Source organism: Streptomyces sp. NPDC002671, from assembly GCF_053592475.1.
The window spans coordinates 145605-172358 of record NZ_JBSFVU010000019.1; the positions used below are offsets into that span (position 1 = coordinate 145605).

The following is a 26754-nucleotide window of genomic DNA, read 5'->3' on the forward strand; positions in this document are numbered from 1 at the left end:
CACGCGAAGAGCGTGGCGAACACGTCCTCGGCTCAGGACCGCTGCCGTCGTCCTGACTCTGCTCCTGCCGTCTGTCACTGCCGAGTTCGTGGCCGCACAGCCGGCCGTGGCAGACGAGGGCGGGACCTCACCGGTCTCCACGCCCGCGCCTTCACTGCCCGAGACACCACCCGACAGCCCCCTGGGCACCACACGCCCACCCGATGACTCGGGCCTGACAACAGCTCAGCAGACCGCCCTGGCAAAGGCCCAGGCCCGGGCAGCGGACACGGGCAACCCTGTCCAGGTGGACGCCTTGACCACCGAAACCGCCACGGTCCAGGCCAACCCGTCGGGCACTGTCACCTGGACCACGAGCCTGCTGCCCCAACGCGTCCGGCACAACGCTTCCTGGGTTCGCGTCGATGCCACACTCCAGCACAACGCCGACGGCACCTACAGCCCCAAGGCATCCGCCGAACCTCTCGCCTTCTCGGGTGGCGGCTCCAGCCCCCTGGTGTCCATGACCAGTGGCAAGGCGCGGCTGGGCTTCTCCTGGCCGCAGGAGTTACCCAAGCCCACGGTGTCCGGCGCCACGATCACCTACCCCGACGTCCTCAAGGACGTCGACCTGCAACTGACCGCCAACACGCTCGGCGGCTTCTCCGAGGTCATCGTCGTCAAGACAGCCGACGCCGCGGACAATCCGACACTGAGCACACTCAAGCTCACGGCTCACACCACCGGCGTGACGGTCTCCGACGACGGCCACGACAACCTGCAAGCCGCGACGGCCGGCGGACAGGTGATGTTCAGCGCACCGCAGCCGCTGATGTGGGACTCGTCAACCAGCACCACCGCCTCGCACGCTCGCTCCACGCTCACCGCCGCCTCCTCCCCCGCCTCGGACGCCTCCGGGCCGGGCGCCGGCGCCCGGCTCGCCCGGGTCGCAGACGATGTCAGCGGTTCGACCGTCTCCCTGACACCGGATCACCAGCTGCTCACGGGCTCGGCCACCCGGTACCCGGTCTACATCGATCCCGGCTGGAATCCGCACTACGCCAACGGCAGCAGACAGCACTACATCGAGACCCAGCAGGGCTGCCCGACGGCGAAGAACTACGACTCCACCCAGTACGGCGACCCCGGCGTCGGCTACAACAGCTGGTCCGGCTGCATCGGCGTCGAGCGGTCGTACTTCCAGCTCGGGATCCCCTCCGCAGTGTGGGGCACGCACATCGTGTCCGCCACTGTCGATGTCAAGGAGAACTACTCAGCCAGTTGCAGCCTCTCCTCAGACGTCAAGCTCTACCTGACCGGATCCATCACTTCCGGCACCAACTGGAACAACCGACCGTCGTTGTCGAAATATCTGGCGACCAAGACCTTCGGCCCTGCTTGCACCAGCCAGCCGTCCGGGGGTTTCTCCGTCACCTCCACCATCGCGCAGAAGGCCGCCGCCAGGAACTCCAGTTGGACCTTCGCCCTGGTCAACAGCCAGGAGAGCAGCGGTGACGGCTACCACTTCAAGCGCTTCGCCAACAACCCCTCTATGTCGATCGAGTTCAACCACGTACCGAGCAGGCCGAGCAGCCTGGCCGCCAAGTTCGGTACGCACTCGGTCGGATGCGGGACCTCTGCGCCGTACCCGGTCGTCGGCAAGACGATCGCCACCACCCCGCCCACCCTCAACGCCGTGATCAGCGACGGCGACAAGGACGATCTGGCGGCGACCTACAAGTACTGGGTCAACGGCGGCACCGCCACCACGTCGACCAGCGCCACGGTGACAAGCGGCCAGAACGCGCCCAAGCAGCTCTCCTCGACGTTCATGAGCGGGCTGAAGACCGGCGACGTGATCGGCTGGAACCTGCATTCCAGCGATGGCGAGGACACCAGCCCGGCCTCGTCCATCTGCCACTTCACCGTCGATCTCACCGCTCCGGCCCAACCGACCGTCAAGAGCACCGACGGTCGCTACCCCGAGGACACCTCCGGCATCACAGCCGCCGGCACCGCGGGCAAGTTCACACTCAGCACCGACAGTGCCACCAAGTTCCTCTACGGCATGGACGCCAGCCCGCCCACCTCCAACACCCCGGCCTCCGAAGTGGCCACGGCTTCCGGCAACGCCGCGACGATCACCCTGACGCCCACCGCCCCCGGCACGCACACGCTGTACGTCTACGCCGTCGACTCGGCCGGCAACGTCTCGTCCCAGCAGCAGTATCAGTTCACGGCCCTCGGCCACGCCGGCAAGACGTACACCAGCCTGCAGGCCGCCTTCGACAACACCGCCGTCACCGACAACAACGACCAGGCGGCAGCCGACGCCGACGGGGTCGGCGCGACTCTGTCATTGCAGGACCTCAAGGCAGCAGGCTGGCAGCCCGGCGGCAAGATCACCGTCGACGGCGCCGCCTTCACCCTGCCCAACTTCGGCTCCACCTCCGGCGACAACGTCATGGCCGCCAACCAGACCATCCAGATGAACAGCACCAGCGGCCGGGCGCTGGTCTTCCTCGCCTTCTCCACCTACGGCCTCGTCAGTTCCCAGCGCGACGACGCCGACTACAGCAGCCCCGCCGTCCCCGACGGAACCTCCGTCAGCGGGACCGAGTGCACCCTCGGCAACGGCCAGTACGAGGACTGCCAGCCAGGCGGCCCCAGCGGATCCATCGCCTACGGCGACGGCAGCACCCCGCAGACCTACCACCTCAACGTCCCCGACTGGGTCTACGGCTCGAACGCACTGGCCGCAGTCACCATGCCCCACCGCAACCACACCAACGGCACCCAGGAAGCCCGCAGCACCAACATCTACGCCTTCGCCGTCCCCCTCAAACCGGGAGTGCAGGTCAGCTCGGTCACCCTGCCCGACCTCAGCGACTCCGCCCGCCAGTACGTGCCCGGACTACACATCCTCGGCATGGCCGTCCGTGACACCACCAAGGCACCGAACGGAGCCGCCTGGACCGGCGCGTGGAGTGCCCCCAACGAAGGCGCCTTCAACTACGAAGGCACCGACTACAAGGACCAGACGTTCCGCATCGCGGCCGACCCCGGCGTGGCCGGGTCGAGCGTCCGCATCCGCCTGTCCAACGCCCTCGGACGAACCCCGCTCACCATCGACCACACGACCATCGCCACCCGGTCCTCCGGCGCGGCCCCGACCGCGGCACCCACCGACCTGACGTTCAACGGAGGGAACAAGGCGGTCATCATCCCCGTAGGCGGCGAGGTATACAGCGACCCGGTCACCTACACCGCCACACCCGGCAAACGCATCATGATCAGCCTCCACCTGGCCAACGACGTGCCCTACCTCGTCCAGCACAGCTGGGCGACCGCCACCACCCAGTACGTCAGCGCCGTCGGCTCCGGCGACCACACCGCGGACACCACGACCACCGCCTTCAGCGGCACCGGGGTCCACGCCGGCTGGTTCGCCGACATCCTCACCGGCATCGACGTCACCACCAGCGGCAACCAGCCCACTATCGCCGTCCTTGGCGACAACGTCATCGACACCTTCGCCACCGGCACCAAGGCCGCACCGGTGAACCGGATCTCCGACAACCTCGCCGCCGCGCTACGGACCAACAACCAGGGCATCCCCGACTACGGCGTCGTCGCCTCAGGCATCGAGAACAACCGCCTCACCGCCGAACAGGATCAGGGCGGTCCAGCCGTCCTCACCCGCCTCGACCGAGATGTCCTGGACCTGCCCGGCATCACCACCGTGATCATCGACGAGGGGCTCAAGGACACCCTGGCCGGCACCGACGACACCAGCCTTGAAGACTCCTACGGGCTACTGCGCGACCAGCTCAGAGCGTGGGGCATCAAGGTCGTCTTCACCACCCTCACCCCCTGCCACGGCTACTCCCCCTGCACCACGGACGCCGACGCCAACCGGGTCGACACCAACACGTGGATCACCGACCAAACCGACTTCACGACACCGACCGTCAACTACATCGACACGGAGTCGGCCGTGGCGGTCCCCGACCCGACAAGCACCGCGGATCCAACGACGCTCATGCTGAACGCCGGCACCGCACCCTCGGACTATGACTCCGGCGACCACGTCAATCTGACAACAGACGGCTACCGCTCGATCAGCAACGCATTTGACCTGGCCTCACTGGGAGCTGACGCATAAGACCCCAGGACCGACAAGCACCAGTCGGACAAGAGCTGTGTGCCCCGCACCGCCTCGGCTGCGCGGGGCACACAGCTGTCACAATCGAGCCCAGGCAGGCCCTCCCCCTGCGCCCTCAGCCGTTCAGCCGTTCAGCCGCTCAGCCGCTCAGCCGTTCAGCCGTTCAGCCGTTCAGCCGTTCAGCCGTTCAGCCGCAGGGTCCACACAACTGTCATCTCGCCGGTGACAGCCCCGTCCTCGCGCTGAATGGCGATGTGCACCGGAAACTCCGGCCGCCCGCCGGCGTCGAGCTCGGCCACGACCTCGGTCGCCGGACGGCCCAGGGTCGCCGTGGCCGTCACCAGACCCATCGCCAGCTTCTTGTAGTCGATCTCGGCACGCACCGCGAGCGGCACCGCACGAGAGAGCTGGTCACCGAATGCCTTGAGCACGATGGCACCGCTGGCGGACTCGGCCAACGTGAACATGGCGCCCGCGTGCGGTCCGCCGATGTGATTGTGGAAGTCCGACTGGTCCGGAAGCCGGAGCACGGCACGCTCCGGGGTGACCTCGACGAACTCCAGGTTCAGGGTCCGCACCATCGGAACCGCGGCAGCCAGCATTTCGCCCATCGAGGCGCTTTCAACAGTCATGAGCAGGATGTTACCGGGCAGTAGTAAAGCTGACCACCCTTGCCCCGCCCCTGGTACGTCCCTGACAAGATCCGGTGACCGAATCGTGTCCACGACACGGCTAGGGTTAGTCCCCATGTGGTCAGGAGAGCAGCCGCCCGGGGGCGCGCAGAACCCGCAGAACAACCCGTACCAACAGCCGGGTTACCAGCAGCCGAATCCGTACCAGCAGCCCGGTTACCCGCAGGCGAACCCGTACGGTCAGCAGCCGCAGTGGGGCCAGCAGCAGCCCCCGACCACCCCCCTGCCCACGCCCCCGCAGGGCGGCGGCGGACGGACAAAGCTGATCGCGATCCTCGCGGCGGCGGCCGTCGTGATCGCCGCCGGGGTGACCGGATACGTGGTCCTGGGCGGCTCGAAGGACGACGAGGCGAGCAGCGGGAAGGGCAAGCAGAGCCAGTCCCCGACGACGCCTTCGACGCCGACGTCGTCCGCCACGGACGACCCGCGCGGCAGCGAGACGGAGAAGCCGACGATCCCCGGCTGGCAGGTCGTGGTGAACCCCAAGTGGGGCATAGCCTTCGACGTGCCGGCCGAGTGGGAGGTCGAAGCCCCGGACAGGCCCTACTCCTTCAACTTCCCGAAGGAGAAGGACAAGGGCATCACCATGTCGGGCATCGCCGAGTACCAGTCCAAGTGGTGCACCTCGGACGACGACAAGGACGGCCGCACCGAGGACACCCCGCTGGCCGTCATGGGGTCCAAGGGCGCGAGCGGCGCCAAGAACGCCGACGAGATCGCGGTCAACACGCCGGCCTGGTGGGTCTTCGGCGGCTACACGATGCCCGACAAGAAGAGCATCACCTTCGACAAGAAGGGCACGCCGTTCACGACCGCCTCGGGGATCGAGGGCAGCTACGGCTGGGCGCACTCGACGAACACGCCCGCCAAGGGCAAGTGCGCGAGCGACGGCAAGGCACTCACGTTCGGCTTCAAGAACTCCAACGACGACTTCGTGTCCGTCAACTTCTTCGGGGCCAAGGGCGTGCACGGCGAGGTTCCCGACGCAACCGTCCTGAAGGTCCTCAGCACGGTCCGGCTCCAGGGCACTCCGACGAACGACTGAGCCGGCAGGTGTTCCGGCCCGCCTCGACGCGGCGGGCCGGAACACCGTGGGGCCTCAGCCCCTCAGGTAGCCGCGGTAGACCCAGTGGCCCCACACGGTGGGGGTCCCGTTGTCGGAGACCTGGCAGTTCTTGATGCACTCCCAGAGGGTGCCGCCGTTGTTGCACTCGTACTTGGAGACCACCTGCTGGCCCTTGTACACGTGGCCGATCACGGTGCCGCGCGCGCTCGGCGTCTTGTGGACGGCGGCCTTCGTCGCGGTCACGACGTAGCGGTGGGCGGCGGGGCGGCAGCTGAGCGTCGAGGCCGAGGCGGGCGCCGCGACGAGGGCGGGCACGGCGGCGCCGATGAGCGCGGCCGTGCCGATCAGGGCTGCAGCATGCTTGCGCATGAGAGTCCTTTCTTCTTGATCTTCTGCAAACGAGTGTTCTCGCGCAAATGAGCCCATGTCCTGACAATTCGTCATGAACATGACTTGAGTACTGTAGAAGGCGCCGTCGTCCCGGTCAAAGCAGCGCGTGGCACGGCGAGTTGGGCGAACGGTGTTCGCCACCGGAAACCGTTTGCAACCTCGGCACGCGCAAGCGATAGTCGGCCGGTGAAGACAGCCGCCGCCTCCCGCCGTGCCCGCAGACCCGCCTGGGCCGGCCGCAATTACTCGCTGCTGACCGCCGCGGCCATCGTGACCAGCCTCGGCGCCAACGGCTCGCTCATCGCAGCCGCGTTCGCGGTGCTGGGCGCGGGCGGCGACGGCGGGGACGTGGGACTGGTGGCCGCGTCCCGCACCCTTCCCCTGGTGGTGTTCCTGCTCATCGGCGGCGCGCTCGCCGACCGGCTGCCCCGGCACCGGGTGATGGTCGCCGCCAACGTCCTCAACTGCCTTTCCCAGGCGGCCTTCGCGCTGCTCGTGCTGGCCGGCGAGCCCCGGTTGTGGCAGATGATGCTGCTCACCGCGCTGGGCGGCACCGGGCAGGCGTTCTTCGGCCCGGCGGCCGAGGGCATGCTGATGTCCTCCGTGGAGGGCGAGGAGGCGGGCCGGGCGTTCGCGTTCTTCCGCATGGCCACCCAGGGCGCGGCCCTCGGCGGAGCTGCGCTCGGCGGCGCGCTGGTCGCGGCGTTCGGCCCCGGCTGGGTGCTCGCACTGGACGCGGCGGCCTTCGCGATCGCCGGGGCGCTGCGCGCGTTCCTCGACGTCGGCCACATCCCGCCGCGCGTGCCGGGCGGCGGCTTGCTCGCCGATCTCCGGGACGGCTGGCGGGAGTTCATCGGACGGCCCTGGCTGTGGGGCATCGTCGTGCAGTTCTCCGTCGCCAACGCCGTCGTGGGCGCGGCCGACGCCGTCTACGGTCCGCTCGTCGCCCGGGACAGCCTGGGTGGCGCGGGCCCCTGGGGTCTGGCGCTGGCCGCGTTCGGCGCGGGCACGGTCTGCGGGGCGCTGCTGATGACCCGCTGGAAGCCCCGCCGCTTCCTGCTCGCCGGCACCCTCTGCGTGTTCCCGCTCGCGCTGCCGTCCGGCGCGCTGGCCGTGCCGGTGCCGGTGGGCGTGCTGTACGCCGTCATGTTCGTCGCCGGTACGACGGTGGAGGTGTTCGGCGTCTCCTGGATGACCGCGCTGCACCAGGAGATACCGGAGGACAAGCTCTCGCGCGTGTCGGCGTACGACTGGTTCGGCTCGGTCTCCCTGCTGCCGCTCGCCACGGCCCTGGCCGGCCCCGCCGAGTCGGCCTTCGGGCGTACGGCGGCGCTCTGGGGCTGCGCGGGCCTCGTCGTACTGGTCACGGCCCTGGTCCTGCTGGTCCCGGACGTCCGCGAACTGACCCGCCGCACGCAGCGGATCGCCGGCGACGACACGGTGCCGGGCGACACGATGCCGCCCGACGCTGTCCCAGCAGGCGAGGTGTCAGCCGATGCCGAACGCGCCGTCGGGGGGCTCGGGTGAGGGCACGGCGTCGGCGTCCGCAACCGGCTGCGCCGCGGCGATGAAGTCCCGCAGCGCCGGGCCGTGTTCGACGCGGGCCGGGAAGGCGTCCGCCGCGCTGCGGCGGGCCAGCGCGGCCGTGTCGAGGGGCCGGTGGGCGGCGACGAGCACGCCGTTGCCGAACCGGCGCCCGCGCAGCACGCCCGGCTCGGCGATCAGCGCCAGTTCCTCGAACACGGCGGCGAACGTGGCGAGTTGGGAACGCAGGAAGGCGAACGGCGCCCCGTCGGCGAGGTTCGCCAGATAGACCCCGCCGGGCCGCAGGACGCGCTCGGCCTCCCGCGCGTAGGCGAGGGAGGTGAGGTGCGCCGGGACCCGGGAGCCGCCGAAGACGTCCGCGATCAGCACGTCGGCGGAGTCGTCCGGGGCGGCTTCGAGCCAGGCCCGGGCGTCGGCGGTGTGCAGCACGACGCCCGAGCCCGCGGGCAGCGGCAGATGCTCGGCGACCAGCGCCAGCAGCCCTCGGTCGGCCTCCACCACGTCCTGCCGGGACCCGGGCCGGGTGGCGGCCACGTACCGCGGGAGCGTCAGCGCGCCCCCGCCGAGATGCAGCACGTCCAGCGGCAGCCCGGGCTCGGCCAGGATGTCCAGCACATACCCGAGCCGCCGTGCGTACTCGAACTCCAGATACGTGGGCTCGTCCAGGTCGACGTACGACTGCGGGGCCCCGTCGACCGTGAGCAGCCAGGCCCGCTCACGGTCGACGTCCGGCATCAGCTTGGCGGTGCCGTGGTCGACGGCTCGGGTGACGGGTATGGCTTCGTTCACCCCTCCATTGTGCGGCGATCCGCCGTGCGCTCAGTCCACGGAGACGACCGTGCCCGCGCCGACCGTCCTGCCGCCCTCGCGGATGGCGAAGCCGAGCCCCGGCTCCAGCGGGACCTCCCGCCCCAGCTCGACGGTCATCTCGACCGTGTCACCGGGCCGGGCGACCGCCGCCTCGCCCAGGTCGACGTCCCCGACCACGTCCGCCGTGCGGATGTAGAACTGCGGCCGGTACCCCGTGGAGACGGGCGTCGTACGGCCGCCCTCGCGCGCGGACAGCACGTACACCCGCGCGGAGAACCGCCGGCTGGGCACCACGCTCCCCGGCGCCGCCACCACGTGTCCCCGTCGGACCGCGTCCCGCGGCACACCGCGCAGCAGTACGGCCACGTTGTCCCCGGCCTGCGCCTCCGCCATGGGCTTGCCGAAGGTCTCCAGGCCGGTGACGACGGTCTCCAGGCCGGCCCCGAGCACCTCGACCCGGTCCCCCACCCGCAGGGTCCCGCGCTCCACAGCACCCGTGACGACGGTGCCGCGGCCGGTGATGGTGAGCACGTTCTCCACGGGCAGCAGGAAGGGCGCGTCCAGGTAGCGCTCGGGCATGGGTACGTAGGTGTCGACCGCGTCGAGCAGCGCCTCGATGGACGCGGTCCAGCGCGGGTCTCCTTCCAGTGCCTTCAGCCCGGAGACGCGTACGACGGGTACGGCGTCCCCCGGATACCCCTGCGCGGTGAGCAGCTCGCGGACCTCCAGCTCGACCAGGTCGGTCAGCACGGCGTCCTCGCCGTCGTCGACGGCGTCGGCCTTGTTCAGGGCGACGACGATGTGGTCGACGCCCACCTGCCGGGCGAGCAGTACGTGCTCCGCGGTCTGCGGCATGATCCCGTCGAGCGCGGAGACGACGAGGATCGCCCCGTCGAGCTGCGCGGCGCCGGTGACCATGTTCTTGACGTAGTCGGCGTGGCCCGGCATGTCGACGTGGGCGTAGTGCCGGGTGTCGGTCTCGTACTCGACGTGCGCGATGTTGATGGTGATGCCCCGGGCGGCCTCCTCCGGGGCCCGGTCGATGCGGTCGAACGGAACGAACGTGCCGCTGCCGCGCTCGGCCAGGACCTTGGTGATGGCGGCGGTCAGGGTGGTCTTGCCGTGGTCGACATGGCCCATCGTGCCGATGTTCAGGTGCGGCTTGGTGCGCACGTATGCCGTTTTGGACATGGCTGTACCTCGAAGCCTCTCCGGTGGTACGGGAATGCGGGACCCCAAGGACTGGCCGACCCTCCCCCTGCGGGGTCCGCCGGACGATCCGGAGAGGGTCAGCTTCGGGCGCCGTCGACAGCGGCCACGACAATCGGGACGGCAGCCTTCGGGGCACCCGCGACGGCGGGTGCTGCGAGGAGGAAGGCGTGCCGGAACATGGCGTCGATCATCGCCGACGGTTTGTCCGGCGTCGAATGGTTTTTCGCCTACGCGATCCGGCCCGTACGGCGATCAGACACGCCCGTCGGCTAATGTCACCGGATGCTCGATGCCAACCGCTCTGGCACCGCCACGGCCCTTCCCCGGGCGCTCCTGTCGCCGTACGCCCGCCTGTCCCTGCTGGTGGCGCTGCTCGCGGCGGCCGGGGGCTGTGTGCTGCTCTTCGAACCGCAGCGGCTGCTCACGCACGGCTGGCCGCCGCAGCTCGGCGGTGCCGCGGCGGCGCTGGTGTTCTCGGTGGCGTACGGGCTGTGCTCGGTGGCGTTCGTGCCGCGCCCCCTGCTGAACCTGGCGGCGGGCGCGCTGTTCGGCTCCCAGCTGGGGCTCGGCACCGCGCTGGCGGGGACGGTGCTCGGGGCCGGGGTGTCCTTCGGTCTGGGCCGGGTGCTCGGGCAGGACGCGCTGCGCCCGCTGCTGCGCGGACGCTGGCTGAAGGCGGTCGACGGCCAGCTCAGCCGGCACGGCTTCCGGTCGATGCTGGCGGCCCGCCTCTTCCCCGGGATTCCGTTCTGGGTGGCGAACTACTGCGCGGCGGTCTCCCGCATGGGGTGGGTGGCCTTTCTCCTGGCGACGGCGCTCGGCTCCGTCCCGAACACCGCCGCCTACGTCGTCGCCGGGGCGCGTGCCTCGGCGCCGACCTCGCCCGCTTTCCTGATCGCGATGGCCGCCATCGCCGTACCGGCGCTCGCGGGCGGTGTGGTGGCCTGGCGCAAGCGCCACCACCTGAGCGCCCGTTGATCACTCGGCAGTCAGTGAACCGTCAGGCCCTTTCCAGGATCATGGCGTTGGCGAGTCCGCCCGCCTCGCACATGGTCTGCAGGGCGTAGCGGGCGCCACGCTCGCGCATGGCGTGCACGAGGGTGGTGGTCAGCCGGGTGCCGCTGGCGCCGAGCGGGTGGCCGAGGGCGATGGCGCCGCCGTGCACGTTGACCCTGGCGAGATCGGCACCGGTCTCCTGCTGCCAGGCCAGGACCACGCTGGAGAAGGCCTCGTTGACCTCGAACAGGTCGATGTCGTCGAGGCTCAGGCCCGCCCGGCGCAGCACCTTCTCGGTGGCCGGGATGACCCCGGTGAGCATGAGCAGCGGGTCGGAGCCGGTGACGGCGAAGCTGTGCAGGCGGGCAATCGGGCGCAGGCCGAGGCGGGCCGCGGTCTCGCTGGAGGTGATCAGAACGGCGGAGGCGCCGTCGTTGACCGGGCTCGCGTTGCCCGCGGTGACGTTCCACTCGATCTGCGGGAAGCGCTCGGCGAACGTGGGGTCGTAGTAGGCGGGCTTGAGGCCGGCGAGGATCTCCGGGGTGCTGCCGGGCCGTACGCACTCGTCACGGGTGACGCCGTCCAGGGGCGCGACCTCGGCGTCGAAGAGGCCGTTCGCCCAGGCCCGGGCCGCCTTGTGGTGCGAGGAGACGGCGAACTCGTCCATCCGCGCGCGCGTGAGGGACCACTTGGCGGCGATCAGTTCGGCGCTGATGCCCTGCGGGACCAGACCCTCCGGGTAGCGCTCGGCGACGCCCGGCCCGAACGGGTCCTTGCCCGCGGGCACGTTGGACCACATCGGCACCCTGCTCATCGACTCCACACCGCAGGCGACGACGAGGTCGTACGCGCCCGAGATGACGCCCTGCGCGGCGAAGTGCACGGCCTGCTGGGAGGAGCCGCACTGGCGGTCCACCGTGGTCGCCGGGACCGACTCGGGAAAGCCCGCCGCGAGGACGGCGTACCGGGTGGTGTTCATGGCCTGCTCGCCGACCTGGTCGACGGTGCCGCCGATGACGTCGTCGATCAGCGCCGGGTCGACACCGGAGCGCTCGACCAGGGTGCGCAGGGTGTGGGCGAGGAGCTGTACGGGGTGGACGTTCGCGAGGGAGCCGTTGGGCTTGCCCTTGCCGATGGGGGTGCGTACGGCTTCGACGATGACTGCGTCTCGCATGGTGCGGCCTCCTGCGACTACTGGCGAGTAGGAAATCCAAACTCACCATAGCTCGGTAGGTTGGAAAATCAAACCCTCTACTAGACTGCACTGCATGGCCGCCCGGAAAAGCGCGCAAGACCCGCGCCCCTGCTCCATCGCCGACGCCCTCGCAGTGGTCGGCGAGAAGTACTCCCTGCTCGTTCTGCGGGAGGTGTGCCTGGGCAACGGCCGCTTCGATCAGCTCGTGCGCAACATCGGCGCCCCGCGCGACGTCCTGGCCACCCGGCTGCGCCGGCTCGTGGACGCCGGGATCCTCACCAAGCGCGCCTACAGCGAGCGCCCGCAGCGCTTCGAGTACCGGCCCACGCAGGCGGGCCTGGAGCTGGAGCCGGTCCTGATGACCCTCAAGGAGTGGGGCGACCGGCATCTGCGCAAGGGGGCCGACCTCCCCATGGCTGTCGAGCACAGCTGCGGCAACGAACTGGTCCCGGTCGTCACCTGCCGGGCCTGTGGCGACGAGGTACGCCACGAGGACCTGACGGCCCACCCCCAGGTCCCCGGCTGGACGGTCGCCGGCCCCTCGGCCGCGTAGGACGCCCCCGTTTCGGACATCTTCAGGACCCGGTGCGCCCGCCTCCGAGCGGCCCTGCAGACCGGCGCGACCGGGCACTTCACCCCCGCGCAACACGTCGTGCCGCGCCGCCGGTGACCGACCGCGTGCGGTCTGCGTAGCCACGCGGTAGCGCAGTGTCAGTGCTTGCCCCTAGGCTTGCCCGCATGTCCCCCGAATCCACGCCCCTTGGCTCCGTGCGGTCCGCCGCCGAGGTGAACGAGCACATCCGGGCGCTGTGGCTGCGTGCGGGCGGCACCCTGTCGGCCCAGGAGCGCGAGGAATACGAGCTGTTGGTGGTCGAATGGGCCGAGGCGATCCGCGGAGAGATCATCAAGGCGGCCTGAGCCGACCGGGGTTGGCCTACGCCCGCAGATGCGCGAGCAGTTCCTCGGCCACCGGGTACGGCCGCTCCTGTGGCAGCAGCTCCGTCGCCTTCTCCAACTCACCTGCCCGCACCAGGGCGTGGATCTCCGTCGCGAGCGGGGTCACGTCCTCGATGCCGGTGATCCACTCGTCGGCGTACCGTGCCGCCGCCTGACCGGAGAGCCCCAGCTGCAACGACCGGTACGGCAGCGGGTTGTGGTGCAGATCCCGCTCGGGGTCCCACTGGACGCGAGCCGACGACTGCCGCAACTCCCGTTTCCAGGCGGCCTGGTCCGCGTGCAGCCCGGGCGCGTAGTGCGACAGGCACGCGTTCCGCAGGGCCCACTCGAAGCCGTCGCGGCTGATCTCGACGGCGAGGACGGTCTCCTGGCCCTCCTTGGTGCCCCAGCCGCAGCGGTACATCATCCACAGGAAGGACGGCTTGATCCAGGTCATCCGGTCCCGCTTCCAGGCGGACGGGAAGCGTCCGGTGCGGGCCGCCGGGCCGCCTATCTCCGGGCGGTAGGCCTGGTAGACGGTGATCGTGGACTCCGTGTGGCGGGCCCGGATCCGGAATTTCGGCTCATCTTCGACTGACTGTTCGTTCACGGGGACAGCGTCGCGGACCTCCGGTGCCCCGGACCACCGAATATCGCCGCACGCCTCTTGGCTCCGCGCTCCACATGCCCAACACTGTGCCGATGACGCAGCGCGTGGAGCTAGCGACCGTAATGGCCCGACTGGCCGTGGACGAGCTGATCACCGCGTACGCGGTGGCGGTGGACGACGGCGACTGGGCGGCGTACCGGAGACTGTTCACGACGGACGGGCGGGCCGACTACCGGTCCGCGGGCGGCATCGAGGGCGACGCGGGCCAGGTCGCCGGATGGCTCGCCGGAAGCCTGGAGCTGTTCTCGATGCGGCAGCATCTGATCGTCAACCGCCTGGTGCGCTTCGGCATCCTGGACCACGACACCGGGGACACCGCCCGGGTACGGGCCGACTACCTCAACCCCATGCGGTTCGCGGGCGACGGTGAAGGCACTGCTCCGGACCTGGTGTGCGGCGGCCGTTACGACTTCGGGGTGCTGCGCACGGCGGAGGGGTGGCGGCTGCGCCAGGTGATGGTGCACGAGAAGTGGCGCCGCCTGCCCGAGCGCAGCCCGGCGACCGTGCCGGACTGACCCGGCCCGACCGCCCCGGCCTGCGGGTTCGAGGCCCTCTGTCGGAGATCGCTTCGGGCGCGCACACTGGAGCCAGCGGCTGCTAGGGAGGCTCCGTATGACGACGTTCGACCGCTGGCTGACCTCCCCGTGGCGACGCTCGTCGGTGGCCGCTCTGGCGGGCGCCCCGCCCGTCCTCGCCTTCCCGGCGCCGTCACTGTGGTGGTTCGCCTACGTCGCCCTGGTTCCCTGGATCCTGCTGGCCCGCGCGGCGCCGACCGGCCGGCGTGCCGCGTACGACGGCTGGTGCGGCGGCTTCGGGTTCATGGTGGCGGTGCATCACTGGCTGCTGCCGAGCCTGCACGTGTTCATCTTCCTGATAGCCGCGCTGCTCGGCGTGGTCTGGGCGCCCTGGGGCTGGCTGGTCCGCAGGTTCCTCGGCGGGGTGCCCTCGGCCGCGCGGGGCGCCGCCGCGCTGCTCGTGCTGCCCTCGGCGTGGCTGATGATCGAGCTGGTCCGCTCCTGGCAGGGGCTCGGCGGGCCGTGGGGCATGCTCGGCGCCAGCCAGTGGCAGGTGGCGCCGGCGCTGCGGCTCGCCTCGGTCGGCGGGGTGTGGCTGCTCAGCTTCCTGGTGGTCGCGGTGAACGTGGCGGTGGCGGCGCTGATTGCCGTGCGCGAGTCCCGGATGCCCGCCCTGGCGTCCCTGGTGGCCACGGCCGCCGCGACCTCGGCCGCCTGGGTCTGGGCGCCCCGCCCGCAGGTGGACGGGCAGGTGCGGATCGCCGTCGTACAGCCGGGAATCATGGACGGCGGCGACAAGCGCTTCGACCGCGAGGAGCAGCTGACCCGGCAGCTGGCCGGGCAGCACGTCGACCTGGTCGTGTGGGGCGAGTCCAGCGTCGGCTTCGATCTGGGCGACCGGCCCGATCTGACCCGGCGGATCGCCGCGCTGTCCCGCACGGTCGGCGCCGATGTGCTGGTGAACGTGGACGCCCGCCGCTCCGACCGGCCCGGCATCTACAAGAGTTCGGTGCTGGTCGGCCCGAGCGGCCTGACCGGCTACCGGTACGACAAGATGCGGCTCGTGCCCTTCGGCGAGTACATACCCGCCCGCTCACTGCTCGGCTGGGCCACCTCGGTCGGCAAGGCCGCCGGCGAGGACCGCAGGCGCGGCACCGAACAGGTCGTGATGAACGTCGGACACGGGCTGCGCATCGGCCCGCTGATCTGCTTCGAGACCGCGTTCCCCGACATGAGCCGGCACCTTGCCGAGGACGGCGCCGACGTCCTGCTCGGCCAGTCCGCGACCTCGACCTTCCAGCACAGCTGGGCCCCCGAGCAGCACGCCTCGCTGGCCGCGCTGCGCGCCGCCGAGACCGGCCGCCCGATGGTGCACGCCACCCTGACCGGAGTGTCGGCCGTGTACGGCCCGAGCGGGCAGCGGCTCGGCCCGTGGCTGGGCACCGGCGCGAGCGCCGCCCGCGTCTACGAGGTACCGCTCGCGCACGGCATCACGCCGTACGTCCGCTACGGCGACTGGCCGGTGCACGGCGCACTGCTGGTGCTGGCCGCGCTGGGCGCGGGCGAGGGGGTGCGGGCGCTCAGGCTGCGCCGGAGCGCTCCAGCACCGCTCGTACCACCCGCTCGCAGAGTTCATGGGTCGCCAGCGCGTCACGGGCGCTGAGCACCTTGCCCGCGCGCACGGCGTCGAGGAACGCGAGGACGGCCTGCTCGATGCCGCGCTGCCGGGCCACCGGCACCCAGTCGCCGCGCCGGCGCACGGTCGGCTGCCCCTTGTGATCGATCACCTCGGCGAGGTTGAGCACCTGGCGCTTGGTGTCCTGCCCGGAGACCTCCAGGATCTCCTCGGCCGAGCCGCTGAGCCGGTTCATCACGCCGAGCGCGGTGAAGCCGTCCCCGGCGAGCTGGAGCACGACGTGGTGGAGCAGCCCGGCCTCGGTGCGGGCGCGCACGGTCACGTCGTCGACCGGACCCGGCACCAGAAAGCGCAGGGTGTCCACGACGTGGATGAAGTCGTCCAGGACCATCGAGCGTGGGTCCTCGGGCAGGCCGATCCGGTTCTTCTGCAGGAGGATCAGCTCGCGCGGGTGCTCCAGGCACTGCGCGTACCCGGGGGCGTACCTGCGGTTGAAGCCGACGAACAGCGAGACGCCGCGCCGCTCGGCCAGCTCCACCAGCCGCTCGGAGTCGGCGAGTTCGTAGGCGAGCGGCTTGTCGACGTAGGTCGGTACGCCCGCCTCCAGCAGCCGGGTGACGAGCTCGGGGTGGACGACGGTGGGCGCGTGCACGAAGGCCGCGTCGAGGCCGGCGGCGAGCAGGGAGTCCAGGGTGGCGTGACGCCGGTCGGCGGGCAGGTGCAGGGAGTCGGCGACGCGGTCGAGGGTGGCGGGCGTGCGGGTGTGCAGGTGGAGGTCGATCCCCGGCTGGGTGCTCAGCACCGGCAGGTAGGCCTTCTGAGCGATGTCCCCGAGTCCGATGCAGCCGACCTTCACGTGCGCTCCCCTGCCGTGTGCCTGCGTGTGTCTTCCCGGCAGCATACGGCGGTCGTCAGTCGGCGATCCCGTCGGAATATCCGCTGGTGATACCCGGCGCGGTGTTGCGAGGATGCGGGCATGACGATCAAGCGGGACGAGCCCGCTCTCAACGCCGACGAACGCACCATGCTGGAGGGGTGGCTTGACTATCACCGGCAGACTCTCGCCTTGAAGTGCGACGGCCTGACCGAGGTCCAGCTGCGGACCGCCTCCATCGAGCCTTCCGAGCTGTCGCTGCTGGGCCTGGTGCGGCACATGGCGGAGGTCGAGCGGTTCTGGTTCCACGAGATACTGCGGGGCGAGGACCCTGGGGTGCTGTACTGCACCGAGGAAGACCCGGACGGCGACTTCCACTTCACCGAGGCCGACACCTGGGACGAGGCGTACGCCACCTGGCAGGCCGAGATCGAGACGGCTCGCCGCAACACCGCCGGCCTCACGCTCGACGACTTCTCCACGGGGCGGAGCAGGTCCAGCGACGAGCCCTTCAACCTCCGCTGGATCTACACCCACATGATCGAGGAGTACGCCCGGCACAACGGCCACGCCGACCTGATCCGGGAGCGGATCGACGGCGCCACCGGCGACTGAACGTCACCCGTCGCGCCTCGAAGCCCCTCCGTACGGGGCACGAGATCACCCGTGCGGGGCATCAACCTCGGATTGGCGGTGCGGGGCCGGGGGCCGACCCAGCAGAGTGGCGCGGGTGCATCGAACGACGACCACCGCAGCGCTCCTGTTCACCGTGGCCGTCTCGGCCCTCTCCGGCTGTGTGACGGTTCCGGGACCGGCGGCCCCCGGTCCCCCGCCGGACACCGTGCCCTCACAGCCGACGGCACCCCGGCCGGACGGCAGCGCGGAGCCCCGGGTGGTGCAGGCACCGGCCCGCGAGGCGCTGGAGATGGTCGGCCCGTCCCGGCACCCGGAACACCCCGAGCCGACCGCCGCGCACCGGCCCACGGACGCGCCGCCGGTCACGCGCCGCCCGCCGGCCCCGCCCGCAGCGCCGCGCCCCCGGCCGCGCCCGGACGACCCTCGCAGGACGCCCGTCCAGGCTCCGGACCTGCCGCAGCCGGTGCCGAAGGCCCCGGACGTGTGCGCCCTCGGCAGGCAGTACGGCGGCTGGCGGAAGGACAGCCCCGAGGCGGTCATCTGCGAGCAGACGTACGGGCGTTGAGGCCGGTGGGACGGACGGGACGCCCCGTGCGGCCCGCTCTCAGCTGGGCCGCTGCCGCGGCGGCCCCCAGTTGTCGCCGCCCAGGGGGCCGTCCTCGCTCAGGCGCAGCTCCAGGCGGTCGATCGCGGCCCGGACGCCATTGCCGTAGCCGTCGTCGGGCAGGGAGTCCGAGGCGCGGCGGGCGCGGTGCAGATGGCTGCGGGCGGCGTCCAGGCGGCCGAGCTTCACGTAGTCGGCGGCGAGGTTGAGGTGCAGGGAGGGGTAGAAGCCCCGGACCGTCAGCGGGTCGCCGCCACGGCCGTCCGTGAGTTCCTCCGCCGCCGACAACGCCCGCAGGTCCCAGGCGAGTTCGTCCTCGGGGTCGTCCTGGGTGTCGGCGAGATAGTGGGCCAGCGTGGAGCGGTGCAGCGGGGCGCCCTCCTCGCCGATCTCGGCCCACAGTTCGAGGAAGCGGCGCCGGGCCTCCTCGCGGTCGCCGCCGTGGTGCAGCATCACGACCTGTCCGATGCGCGTCAGCACGTCGTCCAGTGCCGCCTGCTCCTGTCGCTCCGCCACCGCGTCCTCCGGGCCGTCGTCAGCAGTAGCCGGCCGTCTCGCCGACTGTGTCACCCGACGCTAACCGGCGGCACCGGCAAACCCGGGCAGGCGGCCCCGTACGAAACGAGGCCGCCGCGGGCCCGTCAGCCCAGGTTCGGGATGCGCCAGTCCACCGGGTCGTGGCCCTGCTGGGCGATCGCCTCGTTGATCTGCGTGAACGGGCGGGAGCCGAAGAACTTCTTCGCGGACAGCGGCGAGGGGTGCGCGCCCTTGACCACGACATGACGGGTCTCGTCGATCAGCGGGAGCTTCTTCTGCGCGTAGTTCCCCCACAGCACGAAGACCGCCGGGTCCGGCCGGGAGGCCACCGCGCGGATCACCGCGTCCGTGAACTTCTCCCAGCCCTTGCCCTTGTGCGAGTTGGCCTCGCCGGCCCGGACGGTGAGCACCGCGTTGAGCAGCAGCACGCCCTGCTCGGCCCACGGCATCAGATAGCCGTTGTCCGGCACGGGCAGGCCAAGCTCCTCCTGCATCTCCTTGTAGATGTTCCGCAGGGAGGGCGGGGTCTTCACACCGGGGCGCACCGAGAAGCAAAGGCCGTGGCCCTGGCCTTCGCCGTGGTACGGGTCCTGGCCGAGGACCAGGACCTTGACCTTGTCGTACGGCGTCGCCGCCAGCGCGGCGAAGACCTCCTCGCGCGGCGGGTAGACAGGGCCCTTCGCCCGCTCCTCCTCGACGAACTCGGTCAGCTCCTTGAAGTAGGGCTGCTGCAGTTCGTCGCCCAGAACCCCGCGCCAGGACTCGGGCAGCATGGCGATGTCGGTCACGTCAACGTCCTCACGGTGTCGATCAACTACGGCGTGCGGTCACTTCCAGGGTTCAGAACCTACAGGCGACCACTGACAACGCGTGCCGGACGGGCGGCTCACCAACTGGTCTTGCGGTGCAGCGTCCACATCATCATGATCGTCGACGGGTCGAGGGCCTGCTCACCGCCGGAGATGTCGTCGCTGGCCGCGATGTACTGCCGGCCCTGCCACAGCGGGATCAGCCGGGCGTCGTTCACCATGATCTGCTGGGCCGTCTCCAGGTCGTTCACGACCTTGGCGCGGTCGCTCTCGCTGCGCGAGTGGGGCAGCAGGTGGTCGGTGATCTCCTTGGACGGGTAGGGCGTGCCGAGCGCGTTGTTCTGGCCGACGAACGGCGCGATGAAGTTGTCCGCGTCGGGGTAGTCCGGGAACCAGCCGCGGCCGAACACCGGGTACTCGCCCTTCTGGTAGCCGACCACGTACGTCTTCCAGGGACGGCTCTTGAGGGTGATCGTGAACAGGCCCGAGCCGTCCAGCTCCTGCTTCAGCTCCTTGAACATCTCGGCCGTCTCGGAGCCGTAGCGGTCGGTGGTGTACCAGAAGGTGAGCGGGACGCGCTGGTTGATGCCCGCGTCGGAGAGGATCTTGCGGGCCCTGGAGACGCTCGGGTCGCCGTAATCGTCGAAGAAGCCGGTGGTGTGCCCGGTCAGCCCCTTGGGGACCATCGAGTACAGCGGGTCCACGGTGTCCTTGTAGACCTTGTGGGCGATCGCGCCCCGGTCCACGAGCTGGGCGACCGCCTTGCGTACGGCGGGTCGCGCGGCCCACGGGTCCTTGGGGTTGAAGACCAGGTAGCTGATGTCGGTGCCCACACCGTCGACCAGTTGCAGATCGCTGTTGCCGTGCCGCTGGAGGGCGATGATGTCGTTGGCCGCCAGTCCGCGGTAGGTGACGTCGATCTGCTTGGCGCGCAGCGCGCTGACCATGCTGGCCGAGTCCTGGAAGTAGCGGATGACCACGCCCTTGTTCTGCCGGTCGGCGAAGCCCTGGTAGTTGTCGTTGCGGGTCAGGACGGCCTGCTTGCCCTCCGTGTACGCCTGCAGCGTGTACGGCCCGGAGCCGAACACCTTGCCGTCCTTGCGCAGGGAGTGTGCGGGGTAGTCGTCCGGGTCGACGATCGACATGGCCGGGGTGGCCAGCACGAAGGGGAAGGTGGCGTCGGACTTGTTGAGGTGGAAGACCACCTCGCGGTCCCCGATCGTCTGCACGCTGTCCAGGCTGCCGAGCAGCCCGGCCGGGCCGCCGGGGGCGTTGATGGCGCGGATGCGGTCGATGGAGTACTGGACGGCCTTGGCGTTCAGCGGGTCGCCGTCGGCGAACTTCATGCCGTCGCGAAGCTTGCAGTGGTAGGTGCGGCTGCCGGCGTCGGTGAAGGAGCAGCTCTTTGCGGCGTCGGGCTGGGGGGTGGTGGCGCCGTTCGGGTAGGCGAGGAGCGTCTGGTAGATGTTGCGGAACAGCTCCCAGGAACCGTCCCAGGACGCGGCCGGATCGAGCGTGCTGGGGGCGCTGGTGGTCCCCACGACGATCGTTCCCTTGTTGCCGGAGTCGCCGTCGGACAGCAGGCTGCATCCGGTCACCAGGGATATGGACGCGATCGCCGCGACTCTCCGCAGGAATCGGTTCCGGTTGAACACGCGCACGCTCCTCGATCTGCCGTACCAAGGGTCGGCAGACCATACCGCAGCGTCCGGCCCCCTGAACCTCCCCCGGAACAGGGGTTCTTGATCGATTTCGCTATGACGACGTTGTCATCGTGCTGTCGTTCCGCCGTGTGGATCTTGTACGGCTCTCCGGGCGCCGTTCCGCCGGAAACGGCGCCCGGAAACCGACGATCAGAGCGGACGATCAGCCCACGCCCACGTTGAGGAAGAGCCCGCCGTCCACGACGAGCGTCTGACCGGTGATCCAGTCGGACTGCGACGAGGTGAGGAAGGCCGCGGCCCCGCCGATGTCGGAGGGTACGCCGAGGCGGCCCAGCGGGTAGGCGGCGGCTGCCTCCTCCTCGCGGTTCTCGTACAGGGCCTGCGCGAACTTGGTCTTCACGACGGCCGGGGCGATCGCGTTGACCCGTACCTTCGGGGCGAACTCGTGTGCGAGCTGCTGGGTCAGGTTGATCATCGCGGCCTTGCTGACGCCGTAGGCGCCGATGAACGGCGAGGGCGCGAGGCCCGCGATCGAGGCGATGTTGACGATCGCGCCGCCGTTCTCCTTCTGCCAGGCGTGCCAGGTCTTCTGGGCAAGGCCGAGCGCCGAGATCACGTTGGTCTCGAACACCTTGCGCGCCACGTCCAGGTCGAGGTCGGCGATCGGCCCGAAGACCGGGTTGGTGCCCGCGTTGTTGATCAGGAAGTCGACCCGGCCGAAGGCCTCCATGGTGCGCTCGACGGCCTCGGCCTGGTGGGCGAGGTCGTGGGCCTTGCCGGCCACGCCGATGACGCGCTCGGCGCCGAGCTTGTCGACGGCCTCCTTGAGGGCGTCCTCGTTACGGCCGGTGATGCACACGCGGTCGCCGCGGGCGACCAGGGCCTCGGCGACGCCGTAGCCGATGCCGCGGCTCGCGCCCGTGACGAGCGCGACCTTGCCGGACAGCTCCGGGAGTTCAGTCATGTCGGTGTTTCCCCAGGATCCTTAGTTGAGCGGTCCGCCGGCGACGTACAGCACCTGGCCGGAGACAAAACCGGCCGCCTCGCCGGTGAAGAAGGCGACGGCGTTGGCGATGTCCTCGGGCTCGCCGACGCGCTGCACCGGGATCTGGGTGGCGGCGGCGTTCTTGAAGTCCTCGAAGCCCATGCCGACGCGGTCGGCGGTGGCCTTGGTCATCTCGGTGGCGATGAAGCCCGGGGCGACGGCGTTGGCGGTGACGCCGAACTTGCCCAGCTCGATGGCGAGGGTCTTGGTGAAGCCCTGGAGGCCCGCCTTGGCGGCCGAGTAGTTGGCCTGGCCGCGGTTGCCGAGCGCCGAGGAGGAGGACAGGTTGACGATCCGGCCGAAGCCCGCGTCGACCATGTGCTTCTGGACGGCCTTGGCCATCAGGAAGGAGCCGCGCAGGTGCACGTTCATGACGGTGTCCCAGTCGGAGACGCTCATCTTGAACAGCAGGTTGTCGCGCAGCACGCCCGCGTTGTTGACGAGGATGGTCGGGGCGCCCAGCTCCTCGACGATCCGCGCGACGGCCGCCTCGACCTGCGCCTCGTCGGAGACGTCGGCGCCGACCGCAATGGCCTTGCCGCCGGCCGCGGTGATCTTCTCGACGGTGTCCTTGCAGGCGGCCTCGTCCAGGTCGATCACGGCGACCGCGCGACCCTCGGCGGCCAGTCGTACGGCGGTGGCGGCGCCGATGCCGCGCGCCGCGCCGGTGACTACCGCGACCCGCTGTTCAGTGGTGGACATTGCTGCTTCTCCTCGCCCTAGAGAGAACCTGTCGTGGTCCTTGGAGGGACCCGATGTGCGGTGAGCGACCGCTTAGTACCTTCAGCACACGTGACGCTAGAAGCCCTGGCACCCGGTGTCAACGGCACCACCGGGCGTTGTGATCCATTACCTCACCAGGAGGTCCAGCAGACGCTCCGTCTCGGCCGCCGGGTCGGTGGTGAGTCCGGTGTGCACGGGTCCGGGCTGGACGATGGTGGAGCGTGGCGCGACCAGCCAGCGGTAGCGGCGCCCCGCGTCGTCGCCGGCCGCCTGTCCGGCCTCCGCCCCGCCCGCGCAGTGCCGCTCGATGGCACCGAGCGCGGCACGCACCCCGACCACGTCCGCCGCCGGGTCCAGGGCGAGCAGCCGGGCCTCGTCCAGGTGGGTGCGGGCGCCGACGTAGCCGCGGGCGCGGCAGTAGACGACCACGCCGGCGTTGATGCACTCCCCGCGCTCCACGCGCGGTACGACGCGCAGCAGGGCGTACTCGAACACGTCCCGGTCGCCGCCCTGGCCGGCCCGGGTGATGTGGCGCTCGGCGACATGTCCGGCCATGTGGATGTGGGTCTCGCTCACTTGCCCTCCTCGATGCCGTTGATGCGCTCGGCGATGACGGCCGCCCTCGCGAGCAGAGGCCGCGCGTAGGCCCGCCGCAGTTCGTCCGGTGTGTCGAAGCCGGGCTCGCCGGCGAGCCAGACGTCGGGGATCTCGGCGGTGACCTCGGCGAGCAGGTCCTCGGTGACCCGGGGCGCCAGATCGGCCGCGGCGGCGGCGACGTCCGGGGCGAAGCGGGCGAGGGCGTGGTCGGAGGCGTCGTAGGGGCGGGCCGCGGAGGCCTCGGCGGAGGGCCAGTTGTGGTGCCAGATCATCGTGGCGCCGTGGTCGATGAGCCACAGCTCGCCGCGGTGCACGAGGAGGTTGGGGTTGCGCCACGAGCGGTCGACGTTGTTGATGAGGGCGTCGAACCAGACGATCCGCCCGGCCTCCTCGGGGCTCACCGGGAAGGCGAGCGGGTCGAAGCCCAGGGCTCCGGAGAGGAAGTCCATGCCGAGGTTGGTGCCGCCGCTGGACCGCAGCAGCTCCTGCACCTGCTGCTCGGGCTCGCCCAGGCCCAGCACGGCGTCCAGCTGGACGGTGACCAGCCGGGGCATCCGGAATCCGAGGCGGCGGGCGAGTTCGCCGCAGACGACCTCGGCGACGAGTGTCTTGCGGCCCTGTCCGGCGCCGGTGAACTTCATGACGTAGGTCCCGAAGTCGTCGGCCTCGACGAGCCCCGGCAGCGAGCCGCCCTCACGCAGGGGCGTGATGTAGCGGGTCGCGGTGACTTCCTTGAGCATCGCCCCAGGTTACTGGCGGGGGCGGGCTTCGGCCGACGGCTGAGCGTGACACCTGACGTACAGCTTCGGCTCACGGCCGTCGCATGCCCGCCCGGCAAGGATCCGGGTGCCCGTCTGAACGGGCGGTTCCGGCAGCCCGTACCCCTGGACGGACCACGAAACGCTCCGCGGAAGGGAGCCCCTTCATGACCAGCTCTTCGCTCAACCCCTCGGCGGGACCGGCCCGTCGTACCGTCGTGGCGGCGGCAGGAGCGGCGGGGCTCGCCGCCGCCCTGGCCGCCTGCGGTTCCGGCTCCGGCTCCGGCTCCTCGGGGAGCGCGCTCGGCAAGACCTCGGACATCCCGGAGGGCGGCGGAAAGATCTTCAAGGACCAGGGTGTGGTGGTCACCCAGCCGACGGCGGGCACGTTCAAGGCGTTCTCGTCCCGGTGCACCCACCAGGGCTGCGCGGTGAGCAGCGTGGCGAACGGCGCGATCGTCTGCCCGTGCCACGGCAGTCACTTCTCCGTCGCGGACGGCAGCGTGCAGCACGGTCCGGCGACCAAGCCGCTGCCCGCGGCGAAGATCACCGTCTCCGGCGACGAGATCACGCTCGCCTGAGCCGCCGTTCGAGACAGCCGAGGACCTCGTCGGTGGTGGTGATCGTGGCGACCAGGGAGAGCGTGTGGCGGATCATCGCAGGGGTGTAGTCGGCGGGCACCCCGGCGACGGCGTCGGCCGGGACGACGGCGGTGTAGCCGAGGTTGACGGCGTCGAACACCGCGTTGGGCACGGCCACGTTGGCCGAGACGCCGGTGACGATCAGAGTGCGGCAGCCGAGGTTGCGCAGCAGGGCGTCGACGTCGGTGCCGTGGATCGGGGACAGTCCGTGCAGCCGCCGTACGACGAAGTCCTCCTCGGTGACCTCGATCGGCGGGGCCACCCGTGTCGCCGAGGTGCCGGTCAGCTGCTGGACGGGGAGCCGCTCGGCGGCGCGGAACAGGCGGGCGTTGCCGTTCGCTCCGCGCCCGTCCGGGCGGCGCTCGGCGATCGCGTGGATCACCTGTACGCCCCTGTTGTGCGCGGCGGCGACCAGTCGCGCCACGTTGTGCAGGGCACCGGACGAACGTGCCTCGCGGGCGAGTTCGGGCAGCGCGCTGTCGGGTCCGACGACACCCTGCTGGCACTCCACGGTGAGCAGCACGGTGGTCGTGGGGTCGAGGATCTCGCTGAGCTGCTCGCGCGACGGCATGACGCCTCCCTGAGCCCGTTCCCTTTTCTGACGTGATGTCAGAGGATCACCACGACACGATAGTTCTCTGGCATGACGTGAGAGAAGAGGAGCCGCATGACCGTCACTCAGCGCCGTGGCCGGAAGATCATGATGACCCCCGGCGAGCTGGACGAGTTCCTCGCGACCCAGCGCACCTGCCGGGTCGCGAGCGTCTCGGCGGACGGCACGCCGCATGTGAGCGCGCTGTGGTTCGCCTGGGACGGCACCTCGCTCTGGTTGTACTCGGTGGTGCGCAGCAGGCGTTGGGCCCAGCTGCGCCGGGATCCGCGGATCGCCGTCGTGGTCGACTCGGGCGAGGAGTACGACCAGCTGCGCGGGGTCGAGCTGTCCGGGCGGGTGGAGTTCGTGGGTGAGGCACCGCGCACCGGTGAGCTGTGCGCCGAACTCGACACGGTGGAGACGCTGTTCGCGCGCAAGAACTTCGGCATCGACGAGCTGCCGCACGACGGCCGGCACGCCTGGGTACGGCTGACGCCGGAGAAGGTCGTCTCCTGGGACTTCCGCAAGCTGGGCTCCCTGTAAGGCGGTTCAGCCCACCGACACCGCCGCCTCCCGGAGGGCCTCGACCGCCGCGCGGATCGAGGGGCGGCGGTCGGCGTCGGCGCGCCAGACGACGTACACATGGCGGCGTACGCGCTGCTTGAGCGGGACCATGACGACCCCCTCGGGCACCGGGTGGCGGCCCAGCACCGGAGCGATGCACACGCCCAACCCAGCGGCGACCAGCCCGAGTTGGGTGTGGGTCTCGGCGGCGCGGTGGCCGATGATGGGCTCGATGCCACGCGAGCGCAGCGTGAACATCAGCCACTCGTGACAGAACTCGCCCTCGCCCCAGGTGATCCACTCGTCCTCGGCAAACTCCCCGAGGTCCACCTCGTCCCGGCCCGCGAGCCGGTGGCCCAGCGGCATCGCCACGTCGGCGGGATCGTCCAGCAGGGGGGCCTTGACGAGACCGTCCGGGACCGGCATCGGCTTGTTGTACCAGTCGAGGACGACCGCGAGGTCGAGGTCGCCGCGGACGACTCCGGCGATGCCGTTCTCCGGCTCCAGCTCGCTGGAGCGCACGCGCAGCGCCGGATGCCGGGCCCGCAGGGCCGCCAGAGCGGTGGGGAACAGGCCGCGGGCGGCCGTGGGGAAGGCGGACAGCCGCAGCTCACCGACCACCTGCCCGCGGTGCGCCTCCAGGTCGGACTGGGCGAGCTCCACCTGGGAGAGGATGCGCGCGGCGTGCTCGGACAGCAGCCGTCCGGCGTCCGTGAGGCGCACGCCTCGGCCGTTCTTGGCGAGCAGCTGCTGACCGACCTCGCGCTCCAGCTTGCCCAGCTGCTGCGAGACCGCGGACGTGGTGACGTGCAGCGCGTCCGCGGCGGCGCTGACCGAACCGTGCCGGGCCAGGGCGTCCAGGGTGCGCAGGCGCTCCAGATTCAACATGTAAGTGATTCTACG

The 26754-nt window shown here is 70.7% G+C and carries 28 protein-coding genes; 12 read left to right on the forward strand and 16 right to left on the reverse strand.

Annotated features, from left to right (window positions below; all coding sequences use genetic code 11):
* The first annotated feature begins 286 nt into the window (after positions 1–286).
* Positions 287–4144, forward strand: coding sequence for a hypothetical protein (locus ACWD35_RS27895; RefSeq protein ID WP_451354055.1), 3858 nt, complete (start codon positions 287–289; stop codon positions 4142–4144).
* A 179-nt stretch (positions 4145–4323) separates the two neighbouring features.
* Here ACWD35_RS27895 and ACWD35_RS27900 read toward each other — a convergent pair whose 3' ends face one another.
* Positions 4324–4776: a DUF4442 domain-containing protein gene (locus ACWD35_RS27900; RefSeq protein ID WP_451354056.1), complete on the reverse strand. Its 453-nt coding sequence runs from the start codon at positions 4774–4776 to the stop codon at positions 4324–4326.
* 115 nt (positions 4777–4891) lie between these two features.
* Here ACWD35_RS27900 and ACWD35_RS27905 point away from each other — a divergent pair, with 115 nt between their 5' ends.
* Positions 4892–5881: a hypothetical protein gene (locus tag ACWD35_RS27905; RefSeq protein ID WP_451354057.1), complete on the forward strand. Its 990-nt coding sequence runs from the start codon at positions 4892–4894 to the stop codon at positions 5879–5881.
* 54 nt (positions 5882–5935) lie between these two features.
* Here the strand turns inward: ACWD35_RS27905 and ACWD35_RS27910 are convergent, their stop codons facing one another.
* Entirely contained in the window at positions 5936–6271 is a 336-nt protein-coding gene (locus ACWD35_RS27910) for a hypothetical protein (RefSeq protein WP_451354058.1), read from the reverse strand.
* A 207-nt stretch (positions 6272–6478) separates the two neighbouring features.
* Between ACWD35_RS27910 and ACWD35_RS27915 the strand changes: the two genes are divergently transcribed.
* Positions 6479–7819, forward strand: coding sequence for an MFS transporter (locus ACWD35_RS27915; RefSeq protein WP_451354059.1), 1341 nt, complete (start codon positions 6479–6481; stop codon positions 7817–7819).
* Here ACWD35_RS27915 and ACWD35_RS27920 read toward each other — a convergent pair.
* Positions 7781–8626: a spermidine synthase gene (locus ACWD35_RS27920; RefSeq protein WP_451354060.1), complete on the reverse strand. Its 846-nt coding sequence runs from the start codon at positions 8624–8626 to the stop codon at positions 7781–7783. The genes ACWD35_RS27915 and ACWD35_RS27920 overlap by 39 nt on opposite strands.
* Before the next feature lie 30 nt (positions 8627–8656).
* The gene (gene tuf / locus ACWD35_RS27925) at positions 8657–9838 is read right to left on the reverse strand and encodes an elongation factor Tu (RefSeq protein ID WP_451354061.1); all 1182 of its coding nucleotides are present in this window, start codon (positions 9836–9838) and stop codon (positions 8657–8659) included.
* Between the two features lie 303 nt (positions 9839–10141).
* Here tuf and ACWD35_RS27930 point away from each other — a divergent pair, with 303 nt between their 5' ends.
* Positions 10142–10837 carry a TVP38/TMEM64 family protein gene (locus ACWD35_RS27930; RefSeq protein ID WP_451354062.1) on the forward strand — a complete coding sequence of 232 codons (696 nt, stop codon included), beginning with the start codon at positions 10142–10144 and terminating at the stop codon, positions 10835–10837.
* Positions 10838–10859: 22 nt separating this feature from the next.
* On the opposite strand, the gene ACWD35_RS27935 is transcribed toward ACWD35_RS27930, so the two are convergent.
* The gene (locus ACWD35_RS27935) at positions 10860–12029 is read right to left on the reverse strand and encodes a thiolase family protein (RefSeq protein ID WP_451354063.1); all 1170 of its coding nucleotides are present in this window, start codon (positions 12027–12029) and stop codon (positions 10860–10862) included.
* 94 nt (positions 12030–12123) lie between these two features.
* Here ACWD35_RS27935 and ACWD35_RS27940 point away from each other — a divergent pair, with 94 nt between their 5' ends.
* Both ACWD35_RS27940 and ACWD35_RS27945 read left to right on the forward strand, forming a co-directional pair.
* Positions 12124–12603 carry a winged helix-turn-helix transcriptional regulator gene (locus ACWD35_RS27940; RefSeq protein WP_451354064.1) on the forward strand — a complete coding sequence of 160 codons (480 nt, stop codon included), beginning with the start codon at positions 12124–12126 and terminating at the stop codon, positions 12601–12603.
* Positions 12604–12788: 185 nt separating this feature from the next.
* Positions 12789–12968, forward strand: coding sequence for a hypothetical protein (locus ACWD35_RS27945; RefSeq protein WP_451354065.1), 180 nt, complete (start codon positions 12789–12791; stop codon positions 12966–12968).
* Positions 12969–12984: 16 nt separating this feature from the next.
* On the opposite strand, the gene ACWD35_RS27950 is transcribed toward ACWD35_RS27945, so the two are convergent.
* Positions 12985–13596, reverse strand: coding sequence for a DUF4291 domain-containing protein (locus ACWD35_RS27950; protein WP_451354066.1), 612 nt, complete (start codon positions 13594–13596; stop codon positions 12985–12987).
* 92 nt (positions 13597–13688) lie between these two features.
* On the opposite strand from ACWD35_RS27950, the gene ACWD35_RS27955 reads away from it, so the two are divergent.
* Both ACWD35_RS27955 and lnt read left to right on the forward strand, forming a co-directional pair.
* Positions 13689–14171, forward strand: a complete 483-nt coding sequence (locus tag ACWD35_RS27955) for a nuclear transport factor 2 family protein (RefSeq protein ID WP_451354067.1) — start codon at positions 13689–13691, stop codon at positions 14169–14171.
* Positions 14172–14268: 97 nt separating this feature from the next.
* A complete protein-coding gene (gene lnt / locus ACWD35_RS27960; RefSeq protein ID WP_451354068.1) occupies positions 14269–15834 on the forward strand; it encodes an apolipoprotein N-acyltransferase in 1566 nt (521 codons plus the stop codon).
* Here lnt and ACWD35_RS27965 read toward each other — a convergent pair.
* Positions 15752–16663 (reverse strand): Gfo/Idh/MocA family protein, encoded by a 912-nt coding sequence (locus ACWD35_RS27965; protein ID WP_451354069.1) that lies wholly within the window; start codon positions 16661–16663, stop codon positions 15752–15754. The two genes, lnt and ACWD35_RS27965, sit on opposite strands and share 83 nt — an antisense overlap.
* Positions 16664–16783: 120 nt before the next feature.
* Here ACWD35_RS27965 and ACWD35_RS27970 point away from each other — a divergent pair, with 120 nt between their 5' ends.
* Positions 16784–17296: a DinB family protein gene (locus ACWD35_RS27970; protein ID WP_451354070.1), complete on the forward strand. Its 513-nt coding sequence runs from the start codon at positions 16784–16786 to the stop codon at positions 17294–17296.
* Between the two features lie 115 nt (positions 17297–17411).
* On the forward strand, positions 17412–17882 hold the full coding sequence (locus ACWD35_RS27975) for a hypothetical protein (protein WP_451354071.1): 471 nt from the start codon (positions 17412–17414) through the stop codon (positions 17880–17882).
* 39 nt (positions 17883–17921) lie between these two features.
* On the opposite strand, the gene ACWD35_RS27980 is transcribed toward ACWD35_RS27975, so the two are convergent.
* The 7 genes from ACWD35_RS27980 to ACWD35_RS28010 form a co-directional block, all read right to left on the reverse strand.
* On the reverse strand, positions 17922–18437 hold the full coding sequence (locus ACWD35_RS27980; protein ID WP_451354072.1) for a hypothetical protein: 516 nt from the start codon (positions 18435–18437) through the stop codon (positions 17922–17924).
* A 125-nt stretch (positions 18438–18562) separates the two neighbouring features.
* Positions 18563–19246 carry a uracil-DNA glycosylase gene (gene ung / locus ACWD35_RS27985; RefSeq protein ID WP_451354073.1) on the reverse strand — a complete coding sequence of 228 codons (684 nt, stop codon included), beginning with the start codon at positions 19244–19246 and terminating at the stop codon, positions 18563–18565.
* A 98-nt stretch (positions 19247–19344) separates the two neighbouring features.
* The gene (locus ACWD35_RS27990; RefSeq protein WP_451354074.1) at positions 19345–20922 is read right to left on the reverse strand and encodes an ABC transporter substrate-binding protein; all 1578 of its coding nucleotides are present in this window, start codon (positions 20920–20922) and stop codon (positions 19345–19347) included.
* A 211-nt stretch (positions 20923–21133) separates the two neighbouring features.
* Complete coding sequence (locus tag ACWD35_RS27995; protein ID WP_451354075.1) at positions 21134–21895, reverse strand: SDR family oxidoreductase; 762 nt, start codon at positions 21893–21895, stop codon at positions 21134–21136.
* 21 nt (positions 21896–21916) lie between these two features.
* Positions 21917–22678 (reverse strand): 3-oxoacyl-ACP reductase FabG, encoded by a 762-nt coding sequence (fabG, locus tag ACWD35_RS28000; protein ID WP_451354076.1) that lies wholly within the window; start codon positions 22676–22678, stop codon positions 21917–21919.
* Between the two features lie 147 nt (positions 22679–22825).
* Entirely contained in the window at positions 22826–23275 is a 450-nt protein-coding gene (locus tag ACWD35_RS28005) for a DUF3037 domain-containing protein (protein WP_451354077.1), read from the reverse strand.
* The gene (locus ACWD35_RS28010) at positions 23272–24036 is read right to left on the reverse strand and encodes a HipA family kinase (protein ID WP_451354078.1); all 765 of its coding nucleotides are present in this window, start codon (positions 24034–24036) and stop codon (positions 23272–23274) included. Before ACWD35_RS28010 ends, ACWD35_RS28005 begins: the two co-directional genes overlap by 4 nt.
* Positions 24037–24221: 185 nt before the next feature.
* Between ACWD35_RS28010 and ACWD35_RS28015 the strand changes: the two genes are divergently transcribed.
* On the forward strand, positions 24222–24635 hold the full coding sequence (locus ACWD35_RS28015; RefSeq protein WP_451354079.1) for a Rieske (2Fe-2S) protein: 414 nt from the start codon (positions 24222–24224) through the stop codon (positions 24633–24635).
* Here ACWD35_RS28015 and ACWD35_RS28020 read toward each other — a convergent pair.
* Positions 24622–25266 carry a cysteine hydrolase gene (locus ACWD35_RS28020; RefSeq protein ID WP_451354080.1) on the reverse strand — a complete coding sequence of 215 codons (645 nt, stop codon included), beginning with the start codon at positions 25264–25266 and terminating at the stop codon, positions 24622–24624. The genes ACWD35_RS28015 and ACWD35_RS28020 overlap by 14 nt on opposite strands.
* A gap of 96 nt (positions 25267–25362) precedes the next feature.
* On the opposite strand from ACWD35_RS28020, the gene ACWD35_RS28025 reads away from it, so the two are divergent.
* Positions 25363–25830, forward strand: coding sequence for a pyridoxamine 5'-phosphate oxidase family protein (locus tag ACWD35_RS28025; RefSeq protein ID WP_451354081.1), 468 nt, complete (start codon positions 25363–25365; stop codon positions 25828–25830).
* A gap of 6 nt (positions 25831–25836) precedes the next feature.
* On the opposite strand, the gene ACWD35_RS28030 is transcribed toward ACWD35_RS28025, so the two are convergent.
* Positions 25837–26739, reverse strand: a complete 903-nt coding sequence (locus ACWD35_RS28030) for a LysR family transcriptional regulator (RefSeq protein WP_451354082.1) — start codon at positions 26737–26739, stop codon at positions 25837–25839.
* Between the last annotated feature and the right edge of the window lie 15 nt (positions 26740–26754).

What these genes read in the sequence shown, in the direction of transcription:
- ACWD35_RS27900 (WP_451354056.1), bottom strand. Translation starts at nt 4,776, where the DNA reads ATGACTGTTGAAAGCGCCTCGATGGGCGAAATGCTGGCTGCCGCGGTT.
- ACWD35_RS27905 (WP_451354057.1), top strand. Translation starts at nt 4,892, where the DNA reads ATGTGGTCAGGAGAGCAGCCGCCCGGGGGCGCGCAGAACCCGCAGAAC.
- ACWD35_RS27910 (WP_451354058.1), bottom strand. Translation starts at nt 6,271, where the DNA reads ATGCGCAAGCATGCTGCAGCCCTGATCGGCACGGCCGCGCTCATCGGC.
- tuf (WP_451354061.1), bottom strand. Translation starts at nt 9,838, where the DNA reads ATGTCCAAAACGGCATACGTGCGCACCAAGCCGCACCTGAACATCGGC.
- ACWD35_RS27930 (WP_451354062.1), top strand. Translation starts at nt 10,142, where the DNA reads ATGCTCGATGCCAACCGCTCTGGCACCGCCACGGCCCTTCCCCGGGCG.
- ACWD35_RS27935 (WP_451354063.1), bottom strand. Translation starts at nt 12,029, where the DNA reads ATGCGAGACGCAGTCATCGTCGAAGCCGTACGCACCCCCATCGGCAAG.
- ACWD35_RS27940 (WP_451354064.1), top strand. Translation starts at nt 12,124, where the DNA reads ATGGCCGCCCGGAAAAGCGCGCAAGACCCGCGCCCCTGCTCCATCGCC.
- ACWD35_RS27945 (WP_451354065.1), top strand. Translation starts at nt 12,789, where the DNA reads ATGTCCCCCGAATCCACGCCCCTTGGCTCCGTGCGGTCCGCCGCCGAG.
- ACWD35_RS27955 (WP_451354067.1), top strand. Translation starts at nt 13,689, where the DNA reads ATGACGCAGCGCGTGGAGCTAGCGACCGTAATGGCCCGACTGGCCGTG.
- lnt (WP_451354068.1), top strand. Translation starts at nt 14,269, where the DNA reads ATGACGACGTTCGACCGCTGGCTGACCTCCCCGTGGCGACGCTCGTCG.
- ACWD35_RS27970 (WP_451354070.1), top strand. Translation starts at nt 16,784, where the DNA reads ATGACGATCAAGCGGGACGAGCCCGCTCTCAACGCCGACGAACGCACC.
- ACWD35_RS27995 (WP_451354075.1), bottom strand. Translation starts at nt 21,895, where the DNA reads ATGACTGAACTCCCGGAGCTGTCCGGCAAGGTCGCGCTCGTCACGGGC.
- fabG (WP_451354076.1), bottom strand. Translation starts at nt 22,678, where the DNA reads ATGTCCACCACTGAACAGCGGGTCGCGGTAGTCACCGGCGCGGCGCGC.
- ACWD35_RS28010 (WP_451354078.1), bottom strand. Translation starts at nt 24,036, where the DNA reads ATGCTCAAGGAAGTCACCGCGACCCGCTACATCACGCCCCTGCGTGAG.
- ACWD35_RS28015 (WP_451354079.1), top strand. Translation starts at nt 24,222, where the DNA reads ATGACCAGCTCTTCGCTCAACCCCTCGGCGGGACCGGCCCGTCGTACC.
- ACWD35_RS28020 (WP_451354080.1), bottom strand. Translation starts at nt 25,266, where the DNA reads ATGCCGTCGCGCGAGCAGCTCAGCGAGATCCTCGACCCCACGACCACC.
- ACWD35_RS28025 (WP_451354081.1), top strand. Translation starts at nt 25,363, where the DNA reads ATGACCGTCACTCAGCGCCGTGGCCGGAAGATCATGATGACCCCCGGC.
- ACWD35_RS28030 (WP_451354082.1), bottom strand. Translation starts at nt 26,739, where the DNA reads ATGTTGAATCTGGAGCGCCTGCGCACCCTGGACGCCCTGGCCCGGCAC.